The sequence below is a fragment of the Parapedobacter indicus genome, from assembly GCF_900113765.1.
GTDB classification, from domain to species: Bacteria; Bacteroidota; Bacteroidia; order Sphingobacteriales; family Sphingobacteriaceae; genus Parapedobacter; species Parapedobacter indicus.
Window position 1 is genome coordinate 17,862 of the sequence record NZ_FOQO01000016.1, and the last position, 17,020, is coordinate 34,881.

Annotated in this window: 13 protein-coding genes and 1 riboswitch; of the genes, 8 read left to right on the forward strand and 5 right to left on the reverse strand. The window is 47.7% G+C overall.

The genetic code is table 11. The features are described 5' to 3' along the window. Positions 1-26 precede the first annotated feature (26 nt). Positions 27-2,384 carry an ABC transporter permease gene (locus BMZ56_RS24410; protein WP_090632271.1) on the reverse strand — a complete coding sequence of 786 codons (2,358 nt, stop codon included), beginning with the start codon at positions 2,382-2,384 and terminating at the stop codon, positions 27-29. 328 nt (positions 2,385-2,712) lie between these two features. Next, positions 2,713-3,975: an MFS transporter gene (locus BMZ56_RS24420; protein ID WP_090632275.1), complete on the reverse strand. Its 1,263-nt coding sequence runs from the start codon at positions 3,973-3,975 to the stop codon at positions 2,713-2,715. Positions 3,976-4,256: 281 nt separating this feature from the next. Here BMZ56_RS24420 and BMZ56_RS24425 point away from each other — a divergent pair, with 281 nt between their 5' ends. Beyond that, on the forward strand, positions 4,257-6,263 hold the full coding sequence (locus tag BMZ56_RS24425) for a M13 family metallopeptidase (protein ID WP_090632278.1): 2,007 nt from the start codon (positions 4,257-4,259) through the stop codon (positions 6,261-6,263). An 89-nt stretch (positions 6,264-6,352) separates the two neighbouring features. On the opposite strand, the gene BMZ56_RS24430 is transcribed toward BMZ56_RS24425, so the two are convergent. After that, positions 6,353-6,907 (reverse strand): DNA-3-methyladenine glycosylase I, encoded by a 555-nt coding sequence (locus BMZ56_RS24430; RefSeq protein ID WP_090632280.1) that lies wholly within the window; start codon positions 6,905-6,907, stop codon positions 6,353-6,355. A 45-nt stretch (positions 6,908-6,952) separates the two neighbouring features. Further along, the gene (gene abc-f, locus BMZ56_RS24435; protein WP_317048207.1) at positions 6,953-8,548 is read right to left on the reverse strand and encodes a ribosomal protection-like ABC-F family protein; all 1,596 of its coding nucleotides are present in this window, start codon (positions 8,546-8,548) and stop codon (positions 6,953-6,955) included. 345 nt (positions 8,549-8,893) lie between these two features. On the opposite strand from abc-f, the gene BMZ56_RS24440 reads away from it, so the two are divergent. The 7 genes from BMZ56_RS24440 to BMZ56_RS24470 all read left to right on the forward strand — a co-directional run bounded on the left by BMZ56_RS24440 (position 8,894) and on the right by BMZ56_RS24470 (position 16,594). Next, complete coding sequence (locus BMZ56_RS24440; protein WP_090632283.1) at positions 8,894-9,949, forward strand: NAD(P)-dependent alcohol dehydrogenase; 1,056 nt, start codon at positions 8,894-8,896, stop codon at positions 9,947-9,949. A gap of 20 nt (positions 9,950-9,969) precedes the next feature. Next, positions 9,970-11,310 carry a sulfatase-like hydrolase/transferase gene (locus BMZ56_RS24445; protein WP_090632286.1) on the forward strand — a complete coding sequence of 447 codons (1,341 nt, stop codon included), beginning with the start codon at positions 9,970-9,972 and terminating at the stop codon, positions 11,308-11,310. A 60-nt stretch (positions 11,311-11,370) separates the two neighbouring features. Then, complete coding sequence (locus BMZ56_RS24450; protein WP_090632288.1) at positions 11,371-12,309, forward strand: helix-turn-helix domain-containing protein; 939 nt, start codon at positions 11,371-11,373, stop codon at positions 12,307-12,309. A 96-nt stretch (positions 12,310-12,405) separates the two neighbouring features. Beyond that, positions 12,406-13,173, forward strand: coding sequence for an SDR family NAD(P)-dependent oxidoreductase (locus BMZ56_RS24455; RefSeq protein ID WP_090632291.1), 768 nt, complete (start codon positions 12,406-12,408; stop codon positions 13,171-13,173). Positions 13,174-13,193: 20 nt separating this feature from the next. Continuing rightward, positions 13,194-13,286, forward strand: a riboswitch (TPP riboswitch). Between the two features lie 128 nt (positions 13,287-13,414). After that, positions 13,415-14,254 carry a bifunctional hydroxymethylpyrimidine kinase/phosphomethylpyrimidine kinase gene (thiD, locus tag BMZ56_RS24460; RefSeq protein ID WP_090632294.1) on the forward strand — a complete coding sequence of 280 codons (840 nt, stop codon included), beginning with the start codon at positions 13,415-13,417 and terminating at the stop codon, positions 14,252-14,254. 47 nt (positions 14,255-14,301) lie between these two features. After that, on the forward strand, positions 14,302-15,855 hold the full coding sequence (locus BMZ56_RS24465; RefSeq protein WP_245893397.1) for a M61 family metallopeptidase: 1,554 nt from the start codon (positions 14,302-14,304) through the stop codon (positions 15,853-15,855). Between the two features lie 130 nt (positions 15,856-15,985). Beyond that, complete coding sequence (locus BMZ56_RS24470; protein WP_090632300.1) at positions 15,986-16,594, forward strand: Pr6Pr family membrane protein; 609 nt, start codon at positions 15,986-15,988, stop codon at positions 16,592-16,594. A 21-nt stretch (positions 16,595-16,615) separates the two neighbouring features. Here BMZ56_RS24470 and BMZ56_RS24475 read toward each other — a convergent pair whose 3' ends face one another. Next, a complete protein-coding gene (locus BMZ56_RS24475) occupies positions 16,616-16,924 on the reverse strand; it encodes a DUF3175 domain-containing protein (protein WP_090632302.1) in 309 nt (102 codons plus the stop codon). Between the last annotated feature and the right edge of the window lie 96 nt (positions 16,925-17,020).

The following is a 17,020-nucleotide window of genomic DNA, read 5'->3' on the forward strand; positions in this document are numbered from 1 at the left end:
ACCCACCACCGATCACCACCCACCCATCACTCATCCCTCAAGGAATCCACCGGGTTGGCCATCGCCGCACGTATTGCCTGTCCGCTCACCGTCAGCAACGCTATTACCACCGCTGCCAATCCAGCCACAGCAAACATCCACCACTGGATAGCAATCCGGTAGGCGAAATCTTCCAGCCATTTGTCCATGACCCACCATGCGATGGGTGAAGCAATGACGATGGCAATGAGTACCGGTTTTACGAAATCTTTGGATAGCATAGTCACAATGCCCGAGATCGATGCGCCAAGCACTTTGCGGATTCCGATTTCTTTCGTGCGGCTTGCCGTCATTAATGCCACCAGCCCGTATAAACCAAGGCAGGAAATCAAGATCGCCAGCAACGTAAAGCAACTGAATAAATACATCGTGGTGGTATCCTTTCGGTACTGCGCCGCATATGCATCGTCAAGGAATGTGTAATCAAAGACTTTATTTGGGAACAAGTCCTCCCACACAGCCTTTACCGTAGGAAGATCAGTGGGACTGATCCGGATGGAAATAAACCATGGAGCATCCGTGTGGTAGACCATCACCAAGGGCTCCACGAGATTATGCATCGACTGATAATAGAAATTTTTAACCACACCTACAACTTCACCTTTGCGCCCGAATGCTTCTAACCGTTGCCCAATCGCACTTGGCCACCCCATGGCGCTAACAAAGGCCTCGTTTACCAAAAAAGCCGATTCTCTATCAGTGGGAAGGCTGTCGGAAAGATTCCGGCCTTCCACCAATTGAACGTGGAAAAACGGCACGAAATCCGGGTCGATAAAAAAGTAGTTGGCGAATAAATGGCGTTGCTCGCCATTGCTGGAACCTAACGTTGTTGATTTGGCGATATCGGTTCCCTGCACACCGTTTCCTGCCGTTATCGCCTGTACTTCGGGGAGTTGGTGCAACGCCTCGTAAAAGCCATTCACCGTTCCCCGGTTTACCGAGTCCGTAGGAACCCGTATACTCACTACCTGATTGATGGTAAACGGTTGGTCGGGATGAGTGATGTGCCTTACTTGTTGATATACCACCAATGTGCCGATGAGTAATATGATCGCGATGCCAAATTGAAAGACCACAATTCCCTTGCGGAGTAACATACCCGTTGGCTGGATTTTTCGATTCCCTTTCAACACATCCATCGGACGATATCCTGCCAGCACAAATGCCGGGTATAAGGAAGTTAAAAACGTGGTTAGCATGAACGTGCCCGCTAGGAATACGGCATGATCCTGCCAATGAAAGGAAAGGTCGGTGCGGAGCAGCTGGTTGACGTAGGGAATAGCTAACAGCACAAGACCGATTGCCGTTACCCAAGCTAGTCCGATGAGGAGAAAAGATTCGATCATAAATTGCCCGACCAATTGCAGGGGGCGGGCACCACTAACTTTCCGGACGCCTACTTCCTTGCCTCTTTCGGAAGCCTTGGCGGTAGATAAGTTGATGTAATTGAGTAAGGCAATGGCAAGAATAAACAGTGCAAGTAAAGAAAATACGTAGTTGAATTTCCTGTTTCCTTTCGGGGTATCCATCAGTTTTCCTTGGCTAAAATGCACGTCGGCCAATGCTTCAACCGAGAAGCTGACATGGTAGCCTGTTGCTCCCTGGGCATCCAGCTCAGGCTGTATATATTGAACCGCCAGTTGCTGTATTTTTTGTTCGAAGTCGGGAAGCGTTACCTGCTTTTTGAAGCGTACGAACGTATACACTGAAAAGTCGTCTTCCATCCACGAAGTAACATCCGAGAAACTTGCGGACAACAACCCTGCTACCCGTATATCCGAATTGGTAGGTGGGTCGGCTATAACCGCTGTTACCCGTAGTGGCTGATTCCCAGTGACTAGTGTTTTTCCAATGGCCCGCTGGGGGGTATCGAAATACTTTCTTGCCATCTGTTCCGTCAGCATCACACAGTTGGGATCGGTCAACGCACGGGACTTTGTTCCGGCAATGATAGGGTGCGAAAAGACTGAAAAGATACGTTGGTCGGCCTTGTAAAAATCGGGTTCACTGATTAAATCGCCATCGTAACGAACGGTAAGCGAAGACGATTCCATGCGGACAGCAGCTTCAACTTCCGGATATTTTGATAGCAATGCATCAGCAAGGAGGCAGGGGGATGTGGCGAGCGACGCATCGTCTGCCTCTGGCGTATGCAGCGTCGTTGTGATGCGCGCTATGTGATCGTAATGTTCATGGTGTTGGTCATACGTCAGCTCATCGTGCACAAACAGAAAAATCAACAGGCAAGCGGCTACAGCGATGGCTAAACCGGTAACATGGATACATGTATAGAGCCGGTACTTGTTTAAGTTTCGACAAGCGGTTTTAAAGTAGTTCTTTATCATGGCGTTCGCTTTTTTAGCGGCCTGTTTTTCTTTACCTTTCGGGAAGCACGATATTATGAGGACTACACAGTTATTAGGCCAAACCGTTAAGTTGTTGCTTATTATTGATTTGTGTCAGGATAAGTATGTGAAAGTGTTCGATATCGGACACCCGGTTGTCCCATATCGTACAGTATATTAATGGATGCTCAATCGGAAGCAGCGTACCCGTCGCATTACCATCGAGGTATATAGAATCAGCTGGAGATAATACGTCAGGTATTGCGACGTTTTAAGTATTGCTCGGCGTTCATTACCGGAATTCGTGATACCCCTACGAGGGCTACGGCTACGTATCCATTCCCTGTTCCTCGGGTACCGGCTGTTCGCTCGTTTTTAAGCCCAGCTTCATCAACTCGGGTACAAAAAACGAGACAATACCGATAACACCGATTACGCTCCCCAGTATGACAAACGTCAGACTGATGCCGATCGTATCGGCTAGGAATCCGGTGCTCAACAGCCCGATCATCGACGGAAGCAGCGCAATGCTGAAATACATGGAAAATACCCGCCCAAGCATGGCGGGATTTATCCGTTCCTGCAAGACGGTCGTGAACGACGCATTGTAGATAGAGGCAGCTACGCCGCCCAAGATGGTGAGTGCCACAAAAAGAATGAATCCGGAAGGTGGCAATAAGCCAGACGCCGCCAGACTGATACCCAGCAATAGATGCATGGTGTTGATGATCATGATTTTATTCAATGTGGGTTTGAATATCCCCAGCACACCGCCGCCAACCAGCATACCGATGCCCCAGACTACTTCGATGATACTCATTTCGAATTTTCCTCCTTCAAAATGCTGTAACGTCAACAAGGGAAACAATACGGCAACCGGCATGATACAAAATGTTGCCAGGATGGAAAATCCAAAGAGCCACGATATCCCCTGATTTGAGGTGACAGCCGCAATGCCCAACTTCAGGTCATGTAACACCTCTTTTATTCCTGTTCGTTGTTCCGTTGTAGTCTTTTCAGGATTGGGAATATGTACCAGCAGGAGGGAAGTGATCGCCATGATCGCCCCGGCGATATCCAATAGCAACACATACCCGATGTCCATCAAGCCGATGGCAAAAGCACCCAGTGCCGGTCCGCCGATGCTGGAAACCGACTGAATGACCTGGTTAACGCCTCCGATACGGAGCAGTTCGGATTCGGGAGCTAGTAGGGGTACGGATGCTTGCATCGCGGGCATATGAAATGCAGAGCCTACCGACCGCAGCGCGAGGAGGATGTAAACAAACATCAATTCGGAATATCCCAGATAGAAAAGTACGGATAGGATCAACGTACAGATGGCGATGAATCCATCGGCGGCGATCATGGTCCGCTTACGGTCCCAGCGGTCGATGAAAACACCGGCAAACGGTCCGATAATTGTTTGGGGAAGGAAAGCGGCAATCGCAGCAAACGCCAATACTTCAGCCGATCCAGTCTCTAAACTGAGCCAGATGATGATGGCAAAATTGACTGCCGAGCTGGTTAATAAAGATATAAATTGGCCACTCCAGATAATGGCAAACGTTCGTTTCCACGTAGGTGTCATGGTATCAATGATTCGTTTTTTGCCTTTCCGGATCGTAATAAAGCTACTTCGCAGAAAGGTAAATGATTAAAAATAGGACGTAAAAAAACAACTGATTGTTTCAGGGAAAAACCTGAAAAAGGAAAGTGCCAACGGCTTCGCTGCCTAGGGCCTCAAGCCCGATCCCGATAGTAGCGGGCTATTTGGACGCTGTATGCTCGTTTCATTGGGTTAAATCTTGTGAATGCGAAGATAAAACAATTATTTCCTAATTTTGCTTTTTTTTAGTAAATATATAACACATGAATAAGAAGTATTTGGCAATGGTGGCCTTTGTAATCGCCACTGTAACAGCTTTGGCCCAACAGCATCATGCTATCAACCCGGATTTTATGGATACCTCGGTGCGCCCCCAAGACGATTTTTATAATTATGTGAACGGCAACTGGATGAAAACCGTGGAGATCCCTTCTGACCAGTCGCGCTGGGGAAGCTTCAATGAACTAGCCGAGCATACCAATGAGGCGACGTTAAAAATTCTCAAAGAGTCGTTGGCACAAACTTATCCGAAAGGATCTGATGGACAAAAGATCGCAGATTTATACCGCAGCTATACCGATTTCGAAGCACGGGACAAAGCTGGTATTGAGCCGATCAAACCATTTCTCCTGAAAGTGGACGCCATACGGGATTTTAATGATTTATATCAGTACCTCGTGAAGATGGCCCCGATAGGGGGTAACCCGCTTTTCGGTGTCGACGTGTCTGCCCATATGAAAAATAGCGATGTAAATGCGGTCTATCTCGGTGCAGCAAATCTGGGGCTGGGACGGGCCTATTATCAGGAAGACGATGAGGCGAACGCAAAGACATTAGCAAATTATCAGGACTATATCAATATCCTGCTCCCCAAAGCGGGACAGCGAACACGCGATTTGAAAGGTCCCAAAATTGTTGCTTTCGAGAAGGAGTTAGCCAGTCACATGCTTACGGTGGAAGAGGTGCGTGATGCCTCCCTCCACTATAATCCCGTAGCAGTAGCCGACCTGAAAAACCTGGTGAAGAATATCGACCTCGCACAATACCTTGCAGATCTCGGATTTAAAGCGGATACGGTTATTGTCGATGAGTTGAAGTATTATGAAGAGCTGGACCGCGTGCTGAAACCTGAAAATCTCGAAGCGATCAAAGAATTTCTCCGCTACAAGATCGTTGAGGGTGCAGCTACGAGCCTGACCCGTGAACTGGATCAAATCAGTTTCGATTTTTGGGGAAAGACGCTAAGAGGACAAAAGGAACAGAAATCACTCGATAAACGTGGTCTTCAATTTGTGAACGGCGTTGCCGGTGAATTATTGGGGAAATTATATGTTGCTGAGTATTTTCCAGCGGAGGCGAAGGCTGCCGCTGAAGAATTGGTTTCCTACCTGAGAAAATCTTTTGCGCACCGAATCGGGCAACTGCAGTGGATGTCGGCGGAAACCAAGGAAAAGGCCTTGGAAAAATTGAGTAAATTTAACGTTAAAATCGGATATCCGGATAAATGGAAAGACTATTCCAAGCTCGAAGTCGGCACATCGCTGTTTGAGAATGTGTTAGCTACCCGTCGCTGGCGATTTGAAAAAAAACTTGCTGAGCAGGACAAGCCGGTCGACAAAACCGAATGGGAAATGACGCCGCAAACGGTCAACGCCTATTACAATCCGCCTTATAACGAAATAGTCTTCCCCGCGGCGATTTTACAACCCCCTTTTTATGATTATAAAGCCGATCCCGCCGTCAACTTTGGCGGTATTGGTGCAGTCATTGGCCATGAATTATCGCATGGGTTTGACGATAGCGGTTCACAATATGATGGAGAGGGCAATCTGAATAATTGGTGGACCGAAGCGGATAAGACAAAATTTGAAACGGCTACTGCTGCACTGGCAGCCCAGTTTGAAGCGTATGAGCCGGTACCCGGTGTTTTTGTCAATGGGCGGTTTACCCTGGGCGAGAATATTGGCGATCTGGGAGGTGTATCCGTTGCTTACAACGCATTGCAGATGTATTTGAAAGACAAAGGCAATCCCGGGAAGATCGATGGCTTTACCCAGCAGCAGCGTTTCTTCCTCTCTTGGGCAACGGTTTGGCGCACCAAGACCACTGAAGCATTTGTGGTCAATCAGGTGAAGACCGACCCGCATTCGCCTGCCGAATACCGGGCGATCGGACCACTCGTAAATATGGATGCGTTTTACGAAGCATTTGACATCAAAAAGGGCGATAAATTGTTTGTGCCAAAGGACAAGCGGATTGTGATTTGGTAAGCGTGAGATGAAGTAATCGAAAATCACTTAATCGGTTTCGTGTTTCTGGTACTTGCCGTGTATTTTATTTTAAAAAAGTAGGGATGCGCTTATAAGACCGATGCCCACATGGGCTTCGACTTCAATATTTCAGTATGTATGGGGCAGTTGGGGGCATGTGCGCCCGGCAGGTAGCCCGTACTCATCAGGAACTCGTTGACGATTTCGCCGCCCGTGAATTTGAAGGTTTTTTTGAACAGCTTCATCCATTCGGGAAGTGTTTTTGGGTGATGGTGCTCCAGCCATTTTTCAAACGATCCAAATTCGTTTTGCAGTTCAACAATCGCTTTCGCATTTTCAATGGCTGCATTGATTTTAAGCCGGTTGCGGATAATGCCGGCATCGGCTAATAGCCGTTCACGGTCCGCTTCCGTATACGCAGCTACTTTTGCGACATCGAAATCGTCGTACGCATTCCGGAAGGCTTCTTCCTTACGCAGGATGGTCTCCCAACTGAGTCCGGCCTGGTTGATTTCCAAGATGAGTCTTCCGAACAATTCATGGTCATCGTGGATTGGGAAGCCGTAGTGGTTGTCGTGATAATGTTTGTGCAATGCCCGGCGTGCTTCGGGCTGCATAGTCGGAATGTAATCGCAGTAGGACATTGTCGTAACGTATTGGGATATGGATGCGAATTTAAGCAAAAAATTTTAGCAAGCCAAGGTGATCGTCCGTCCGACGTGAATCTGCTGCAAAAAATAATCATCGTGAGACACGACAATCAGGGTACCCTGGTATTCGTTGATGGCCGCCGTTAGTATTTCGACGTTTTGTATATCCAGGTTATTTGTAGGCTCATCTAACACGATGACATCGGGTGGTCGGTTGCTGATTGTTAGACAGCAAAGCATCAACCGCATCCTTTCACCACCGCTTAGGGCATTGCAGGGTTTATCCCATTCATCCTTTGTAAACAAAAAACGGTTGAGCCGGATTTTGATTTCGTGTTCCTGCAATGCAGATGTATTGAACGTTTGTGTTTGCTCATAAACGTTGAGTCGGTTGTCAATAAGCGAATAGTCTTGATCTATGTAAACCGCTCGACTAACGGCTCGTTGTATTGTTCCCGTTTGCGGTTCCAACGGGCCCAGTAGTATCTTGATTAATGTTGTCTTGCCGGAACCGTTACGCCCCTTCAGGTCGATCCGTTCGCCACTACTGATTTGAAACGCTAGTTTTTCTTTCCAAAGTGGCTGATCGTTGTATGCAAAATTGATATTGGTAGCCGAGAATAGCACCTTACCGGTATGTAATGCCGAATTGTCAAAACCGAATTTCATTTGTTCGATGCCGGGTAATTCCTTTCGCAAATCTTGCAGCTCTTTTGAAATTCCACCGATTTTTTCGGCATGGACACCTTTTATCTTAGCGGTACTTTTTTCGGCACTGTTCCGCAGCGTATTCATCATAATCCGTGCAACACCGGCTTTTTCCTGTTTCTTCTTTCCGCGTGCATCCAAGCGTTGTTGTCTTTCTTGTGTTTGGCGTTCCTTTTCCTTGGCTTTTCGAAGTGCTTTTTCCTTGGAAAGTATGTCGTGATGCAAGGCATCGTTTGCCAGTTGCTTTTGCTCGGCATAAAAATCGTAGTTGCCCCCATAGGTAGTCACACCATAGCTGTCCAACTCGCAGACGGTATGCAACAGGTTCAACAAGATCCGGTCGTGACTTACGATCATTAATGTGCGGGGTGTGGATTCAACAAAATCATATAACAGGCGTCTGCTGGCTGTATCCAGGTGGTTGCTGGGTTCATCCAATAAGATGAGCTGCGGTTGATGGATGTGAATTCCGGCAAGAAAAACCCTGGTCTTTTGTCCGCCGCTTAGGGTTGACAGTGGCTGGGATAAATCCAGATCCGTTAGTTGCCACTTATCGAGGGCCTCGATACATCGGTCTTCGATCGTCCAGTCGTCATCCAATATATTCAGGTTGCCCTCGGTCATCTGGCCATCAAGGATTTCGTGAAGTGCATGGATCTTTTCTGCCACATGCAATGCCTGGGCAATAGTCAGGTGATTATATTGGCCAAATAACTGTGGCACATAATAGGGCAGGACGTCAAGGTGCAATTGGCCTTCAGAGGGTTGCAGTTCCCCTGCGATGATTTTCAGCAGCGTGGATTTCCCGGCGCCATTATTGCCGATCAGTGCCATTTTTTCGGTCTTGTTTACCGATAAACGGACGTTGCTGAATAATAAATCTTTATTAGGGAGCAAATAAGCTATATTTTCTAGTGTAATCATCATTTCTTTCTTTGCGTGAGGAAGTTGATAGCAGATCGCTGTTTCCGATAGCGGGGCTGATATAGCGCGAAAGAAATGAATATTACATAAAGCTTGTCTGTTGTACGGGTGCAAAGATATTGATAATTATCAATTATCAGTTATCAATTTTACGGCGTTAGTCCATCGCGAGCTTCTTGATGTCCTTAACCGTGATCACTGTTTTCGGAAAATCACCCTACCATTCCGGTGCTTCCTATTAGGATAATTTTCATGGGTTATGTCATGACAGGTATGTAAGTTACAAAGATTAAACAGAATTTCGTTGGCAACTCACAAATTTCTAAGTTTGTTAAAATTATCTCAACTATGGCGACAAAAGAAATAAGAGCATTCGGCACGGAGGCTGCGGAGGCCCCGTTGGATTCGTTGAATATCCAACGCAGGGACGTAACCCCGCATGATGTAGAAATCGACATCCTGTTCTGTGGCATCTGTCACTCCGATCTGCATACGGCTCGGAACGAATGGCACGGCAGTGTCTATCCCGTGGTGCCGGGCCACGAAATCGTCGGGAAGGTTACCCGTGTGGGCAACCACGTTTCGAAATTCAAAGTGGGCGAGCTGGCTGCGGTGGGCTGTATGGTGGATTCCTGCAGGGAATGCGAATCGTGCAAAGACGGTTTGGAACAATACTGCGAAGCGGGAAATACCTTGACATACAACTCGCCGGACAAACATTTGGGCGGCCATACGTATGGAGGCTATTCCGAGAGCATTGTGGTGGACGAACATTTCGCACTCCATGTGCCCGAGAGTCTCGATTTGGCAGCGGCTGCCCCGCTGCTTTGTGCAGGCGTCACCACGTATTCTCCATTGAAGCATTGGGGCGTGGGGCCCGGTGTGAAAGTAGGCATTGTAGGCATTGGCGGATTGGGACACATGGGCGTTAAGCTTGCAAAGGCCATGGGCGCTCACGTTGTGGTGATCACCACGTCTGCATCCAAAACGGATGATGCGAAACGATTGGGCGCTCACGAAGTGATCTTATCCTCCGACGCGAAGCAAATGCGGGAAAATGCGAATAGTTTGGACTTTATTTTGGACTGCGTATCCGCCAGTCACGATATCAATGCGTACCTCCGCTTATTAAAAAGGGACGGCACGTTAGCCTTGGTGGGCGCACCGGAGCACCCGCTTCCGGTAGCGGCATTCAGCCTGATCCCCTCGCGTAGAAGCCTGGCGGGGTCGACCATCGGTAGCATCGGAGAAACACAGGAAATGCTGGATTTCTGCGCACAGCATAACATTACAGCGGATATTGAGTTGATCAACATTCAGGACGTCAATAAAGCGTACGATAGGCTGTTAAAAGGCGATGTACATTATCGCTTCGTTATTGATATGGCGTCCCTGAAAAATTGAAAACCAAGCGATAAATAGGTATGATACAACGTGCAAATAGATTACTGCTGTTCGTTTTCGCGATACTGCTGGGCGGGTTGTGTGCGGAGGCACAGGAACGGCCTAATGTCATTTTTATATTGGTGGATGACATGGGATATGGGGACCTGGCCTGTTATGGAAATCCGGTAATAGAGACTCCATTTCTTGATGCCATGGCTTCAAAGGGCGTCCGGGCAACTAATTTCGTCCTCGCTTCCCCGACGTGTTCCCCGTCGCGGGCCGCATTGCTGACCGGCCGCTATCCAACCCGGTATCCGGTGCCCCATCCATTGAGCCCGGGGTCTAATCTTGGATTACCGGCCGCTGAAATAACCATCGCCAAACTGTTGAAAGACGGTGGATACAATACCCAGATGATCGGTAAGTGGCATTTGGGTGATCAGCCCGACAACCTACCGCGGAAGCATGGGTTCGATCATTATTACGGGTTGTTGTATAGTCACGATTATCGCGCGCCGTATGTGCAAACCGATACAACCATCAAGCTATATCGCGATGAGACCCCGGAAGTGTACCGTCCCGCCGACAGTCTGATTACGCCGCTGTACAATCAAGAAGCAATCGCTTATATCCGGAAGCAGCGCAAAGGGCAGCCTTTCTTTTTGTACCTGGCTTATAATATGCCCCATTTGCCGGTGTATTTTGCGGCACACAAATCCGGTTATGACGAGCGTGCTGGTGGCGAACTCGGTGCGGTAATCGGAGAGATGGATGCCGGAATCCGGCAGATATGGAAAGCATTGGAACAGCAGGGGTTGGCCGACAATACGATTTTTGTGTTTACTAGCGACAATGGCCCTTGGACCAACTATCCCGATCGCATGGCAGGCGACGGAGAGACCCGTGCAAACCACCCCGGTTACGCAGGTATCTTCCGGGGAAGTAAGGCAACCACGTATGAAGGAGGAGTGAGGGTTCCGTTTATTGTCTATTGGGAAGGACGTACGCAGGCGAAAACATTGAAGTCGCTCGTAAGCGGTGTGGATGTTTTGCCAACGCTGGCCCGATGGTGCGGCGTTGAACCGCCGCAAGGGGTGGCAATTGACGGACAGGACGTGGGAGCCCTGTTTACCGAACAGGCAGCTTCCCTACACCATAAGCCTGTATATTATGTGCATAATGGCGTGCCCGAAGTAGTCCGAGACGGTGACTGGAAATTGCGGCGTGTAACCGAAAATAAACGGGAAATTGTTGAATTATTTAATTTAGCGGCAGACCCGGCGGAACGGGTTAACCTGAAGGATGAAAACCCGCAGCAATACCAACGCTTGGTGGACTTGCTTGATCGCTATCCTGACGGCGACAACGACGGTAATTAAGCAGACTTGATAGCATCGCATGCTTTGTGTATGTTTGAATTTCGCAAATAAGTACGCCGTATGGAAGGTGTCAAATCTACGTCGCTTGACGAGTTCTATCAAGAGGCAGCAGGCTTTACGGGAAAGCATGTTAGTGAGTTGCTGCCACCGGGTATCCACAAAGAGATCGGACATTTTAATGTTTTTGACATCGCAGCGACCATTGCCGATGTAAAAAGGAAGAATGTCATGCCTTATAATCGTCGGGCTTATTATAAAATCAGTCTCATCCGCGGGCGTAACCGGGCCGAATATGCCGATAAGGTACTGGAAATTGAACAGAACGCATTGCTGTTTGCCACGCCAAAAGTTCCATACCATTGGATTCCTTTGGATCCCAACCAGTGGGGTCACTTCTGTGTGTTTACCGACGAGTTTCTGATCAAAAATAAAAGTGGCGTCATTTTGGATGACTTGCCGATTTTTCAATCAGGAGGGTATCCAGTATTCGAAATTTCCAATGAAGAGGCGGATGAAATTGAGTTCGTTTTGTTAAAGATGAAGAAAGAAATTGTATCTGATTACGCGTTCAAATACGATTTGTTGCGTAATTATGTACTGGAGCTGATTCATTACGGGCAAAAGCTGCAGCCTGCGGCGGCGGTATCCACCACGCAAAATGCCGCTACCCGCGTCGCGTCGCTATTTGTGGAATTGCTGGAACGTCAGTTTCCCATTGACTCGCCCCACCAGCAGTTGAGGCTGCGCACCGCGAAGGACTATGCCGAACGTTTGGCGATTCACGTAAACCACCTGAACAAAGTGCTAAAGACACAAACCGGAAAGACGACCACCGAAATCATTGCCACAAGGGTGATGCAGGAAGCTAAGATTTTGCTGAAACAAACCGATTGGAATGTTTCGGAAATTGCATATAGTCTCGGTTTCGATGAAACTGCGCATTTTTCAAACTTTTTCAAAAAGCAGACCACGTTATCCCCGCTGGCATTCCGTGCTTAATGCGGTTGGTTTGAATTTTGTAAACTATTGTTTGTTCCTTGCAAACAGATCCTGTCGTTATGTGCCATCTTTGTCTCATCAAATTAAAAATGAAAGATGAAGACAACAGCAAGTAAAATAGCACTGGTTACCGGGGGTAGCCGGGGCTTAGGCAGAGACATGGCATTGAAACTCGCCGCCAGGGGAATCGATGTAATATTGACATACAATCGCAACCAAGCGGAGGCGGACAATGTGGCGGCAGCGGTGGAGGCAACCGGACAGCGTGCCGTGGCTTTCCGGCTGGATACACGCGATACGCAGTCATTCGCTGGTTTTTTTAGCAAAGTTTCTAGCTATTTGACCACCCACGGGGGGAGCCCAAACATTGATTTTCTAATCAATAATGCTGGCACCGCGCTCTATGCCCCCTTTGAAGAAACAACCGAAGAGCAGTTGGATGCGATGTTCCAAATCCATTATAAAGGTGTTTTTTTTCTTACTCAACAAGCCCTGCCTTTCATCAACGACGACGGGCGCATCGTCAACATTTCTTCGGGTCTTGCCCGATTCTCATTCCCAGGTTCGTCGGCATACGGTTCGATGAAAGGTGCTGTGGAAGTGCTTACACGGTACCTGGCCCGCGAGTTGGGAGCACGTGGCATCGCCGTAAATGTGGTGGCACCCGGTCCCATCGCAACGGACTTTGGTGGCGGGCGTGTCCGCGATAATCAAGCACTTAACACCCAACTAGCTGGCCTAACGGCATTGGGTCGTGTGGGATTGCCTGATGACATTGGTGGAGTTGTCGCATTTCTCTGCTCGGATGAAGCAAGATGGATTAACGGGCAACGGATCGAGGTATCGGGTGGAGTAAATCTCTAACAAATTTCCCGTACCTTTGACGTTGGCTTTAGGGGTATTCTGAAAGGAATTGAGAAAGACCCTTTGAACCTGATCCGGTTTATACCGGCGTAGGGAAAAGTTCAATCGTCACGTTTGTGTGATTACGTTGCGCTTCTTAATCCTTCGATGGAACCTCTTTAGCCGTTGAAATTTTTTGGTCCGTTCGGCGGATAACTCCTGATGCGGCTACAGAGCAGAAGGGATTTATAAACAGCGCAATATGAATACGAAGAACTATCAATACCCTTCTGTGCTGACCATTGCTGGATTTGATGGCAGTGGCGGTGCCGGTATACAGGCAGATATTAAGACAATCTCGGCGCTCGGATGTTATGCTACCTCGGCACTAACTGCACTGCCCGTACAGAATACGCAGGGGGTACGCGCCGTCTACCCAATTCCTTATCGGGTCGTGGAGGAGCAGATCGAAACTATTCTCGACGATATTTTTCCCAACGCCATCAAAATCGGTATGGTGCATACCGGTGAGCTGGTGTATACCATCACGGATACGCTCGCGCGGTATCCGGATGTTCCGGTGGTGTTCGATCCCGTGATGGTTGCGACCAGCGGCGACACGTTAATTGAGGATAAGACGATCGCAACAATCGTCGAACGATTGTTTCCCTTGGCAGCCGTGATTACCCCGAATATGGATGAAGCGGCCATTCTTGCGGAAATGCCGGTACGTACGCTGGATAACATGCATTATGCAGGGGAGAAGATCCGCAAACTGGGATGTCGTTCAATCTTGTTAAAAGGAGGGCACTTGGATTCGCAACGCCTTACTTCCTTATATTTCGATACGCAGGGTAATGTCCACGAGTTTAGCTTTGACAAGCTCGAAACAAACAATACGCACGGCTCGGGCTGTACCTTATCATCGGCGATAGCAAGCTATATCGCGTTGGGTGATAGTTTTTTGGAAGCAGTGGTCAAAGGGCAGGAGTATGTGCATCAAGCTATCCTTCATGGGTGCGACGTACTTGCCGGTAAAGGCAACGGTCCACTGAACCATTTTTTCAATCCACAGCAACTCACAAAATATGGCCTAGCCTGACATTTGCCATCTGACCAAAATACCCTACATTTGGTGCCATGTATAACATGAAAAACTTACTTCTTTTACTCTGCTTATGGGGGATTTCCGTATCAGCTTCGTGGGCTCAGCGCTATCAATATACCGTGGATTTGACTCAGCTTCAAGATGATAAATTCAACGTATCACTTCTGGCGCCCAACGTGACGGAGAGCAAGGTGATTTTCGCCCTACCGAAGATTATCCCGGGTACATACGCTATCAGCGACTACGGCGCGTTTACATCCAACGTGGTAGCGACCGACCGAAAGGGTAGACGCTTGCCGGTGAAGCAGCTAAATACCAATCAATGGGAGATCAGCAAAGCTAAGAAACTCTATAAAATCAGCTATCAAGTGGAAGATATCTTTGATACAGACAAAGAGCACCAGATCTACCCGATGGCCGCAACTAACATCGAAGATAAGAATATTGTTGTCCATACGCCCGGTATCTTCGGGTATGTCGAAGGACAAAATAACTTGCCCATTGAGCTAACCTTTGAAAAACCGGCTGATTTCTATGGATCATCGGCTAAGCTGCCCGTGGAAAGCACGGCTACCCGTGATGTTTTTCATATGGAAAGTGTGGATGATCTTTACGACACGCCCATCATGTATGGTATTCCCGATACGACAACAGTTCAAGTGGGCAATTGCGAGGTGTTGGTTTCTGTCTATTCCCCGAATAAAGTGATCCAGTCGCGGGAAATTGCCAATTGGTTGACTGACCTGCTCCACGGAGCCAGGAAATACCTCGGAGGCAAACTCCCTGCCGATCGCTATGCGTTCCTTTATTATTTTAAGGATATGAAAATCAAGCAATCCTTTCCATTGGGACTGGGTGGCGCATTGGAGCATACGACTTCGTCTTTTTATTATATCCCTGAAATGCCATCGGATGTGTTAAAAAATATGATTGTCGATGTCTCTTCGCATGAGTTTTTCCATATCATTACACCACTTACCATCGCTTCAAGGGAAGTGAAGGAGTTTAACTACGATACGGCAGTTCTGTCCAAACACCTGTGGCTATACGAAGGTACGACCGAGTATACAGCCCATCATGTGCAGGTACAAAGCGGTATCAATACTCCCGAACAATTTCTGGATAAGCTTGCCGAAAAAATTACGGATTCACGCGAGAACTACAACGATACGCTGGCATTTACTCAGTTAAGTAAATACGCGGCCTCTACCTATGCCGATGAATACGGAAATGTATATCAGAAAGGAGCGCTGATTGGTGCCTGTCTGGATATCTATCTACTGCATCTGTCCGAAGGGGGATATGGGTTGAAGGATCTGACTCATGACCTCGGAATCCGGTACGGAAAAGATCGCTTTTTTGAGGATGATGAGCTTTTCGACGAAATCGCAAAACTGAGCTATCCCGAAGCCAAAGAGTTTCTTGTAAAGTATACGCAGGGAAATACTCCCATACCTTATGTAGATTACTTCGCGTTAGTGGGAGTACGTTATCAACCAAATGAAAAGAAGAAATTGGTCCTTGACGAGTCGGCATCCCCTCAAGCACAAAGACTGAGAACCATATGGCTAACAGGTCAGCCGCCTTGTAACTAGGTAGTGTTGCCTGACCTGCTTGGTACCATGGAGCTCACGGCTGCCTGCAAGAGATCGCCTAAGTTAACCGCATTTAAAGGAAATATTCGTTACATTTGAGTCTGACTAAGTCAGGGAACCGGTAGATTAGATGAAAAAGATATTAGCCTTTAGCTTCGCTGTCATTGGGTGGTTTGCCATCGTTATGCAGTACGTGGTTATGGTGGAGAACCGTGTGATTCCTCTTGGAGAAGCAACGATTCGTTTTTTTAGCTTTTTCACCATATTAACCAATCTGCTGGTTGCTGTTTACTTCAGCTTTGAGCTTTTTCAGGCAAAGCATCCCGGAGCCTACACCCGTCGCCCGGGAGCATTGACTGCACTGACGGTGTATATCACCATCGTCGGCCTGGGTTATCAGATTTTATTAAGGCATTTGTGGTCTCCAACCGGCTTACAATGGTTTGTTGATGAACTTCTCCATTCCGTTATCCCTGTTTTGGTGATTCTGTACTGGTATCGATACGAACTCAAAGCCGGCGTTCATTTCAGGCAGATCGGCATTTGGCTATTGTATCCATTCACTTACTTGATATATGTTTTATTAAGAGGCAGTCAATCAGGTTTTTATCCGTATCCGTTTATCAACGTCACCGATCTTGGACTGGCTCAAGTATTAATCAATTCGTTTTTGTTTGCGTTGGTGTTTGTGTTGGTTGCTGCTGTTTTTATAGGCCTTGGCAGGAAGATTGGACGGTAGAGATAACCGCAAAAAACCTTTTTACGAGTGTTGCGGTTCTCTGCCGAACGCTTTCCGCAGTTCATCCTTTGCGCGTTCCAATCTATCCTTTTGCTTTTTATCCAGATTTTTTCCGGCACGGTTAATATAGAACGTTAGCATGGACATTGCTGAACGAAACGGTGCCGATTTCTTGCGGTCACTCCGTTCGGCCGAATGTTTCAACGACTGCGCAATTTTTTTCGGGTCTTTTGCTTCAAAGATATTTTGCTCCAGATCTAGGGCGTCGCTTTTTTCAGTCACCTTGGCAGACCATTTTCTACCGGTATCAGTCTTCTTCTTTTGTGCCATCTCATTACACTTCTTCGGCAACCGCTTAACGTATCGGCTACCGTTCAAAAGAGCAAACCATTTGTGCAAACAGATGTTTGAATTTTTGGAAAATTC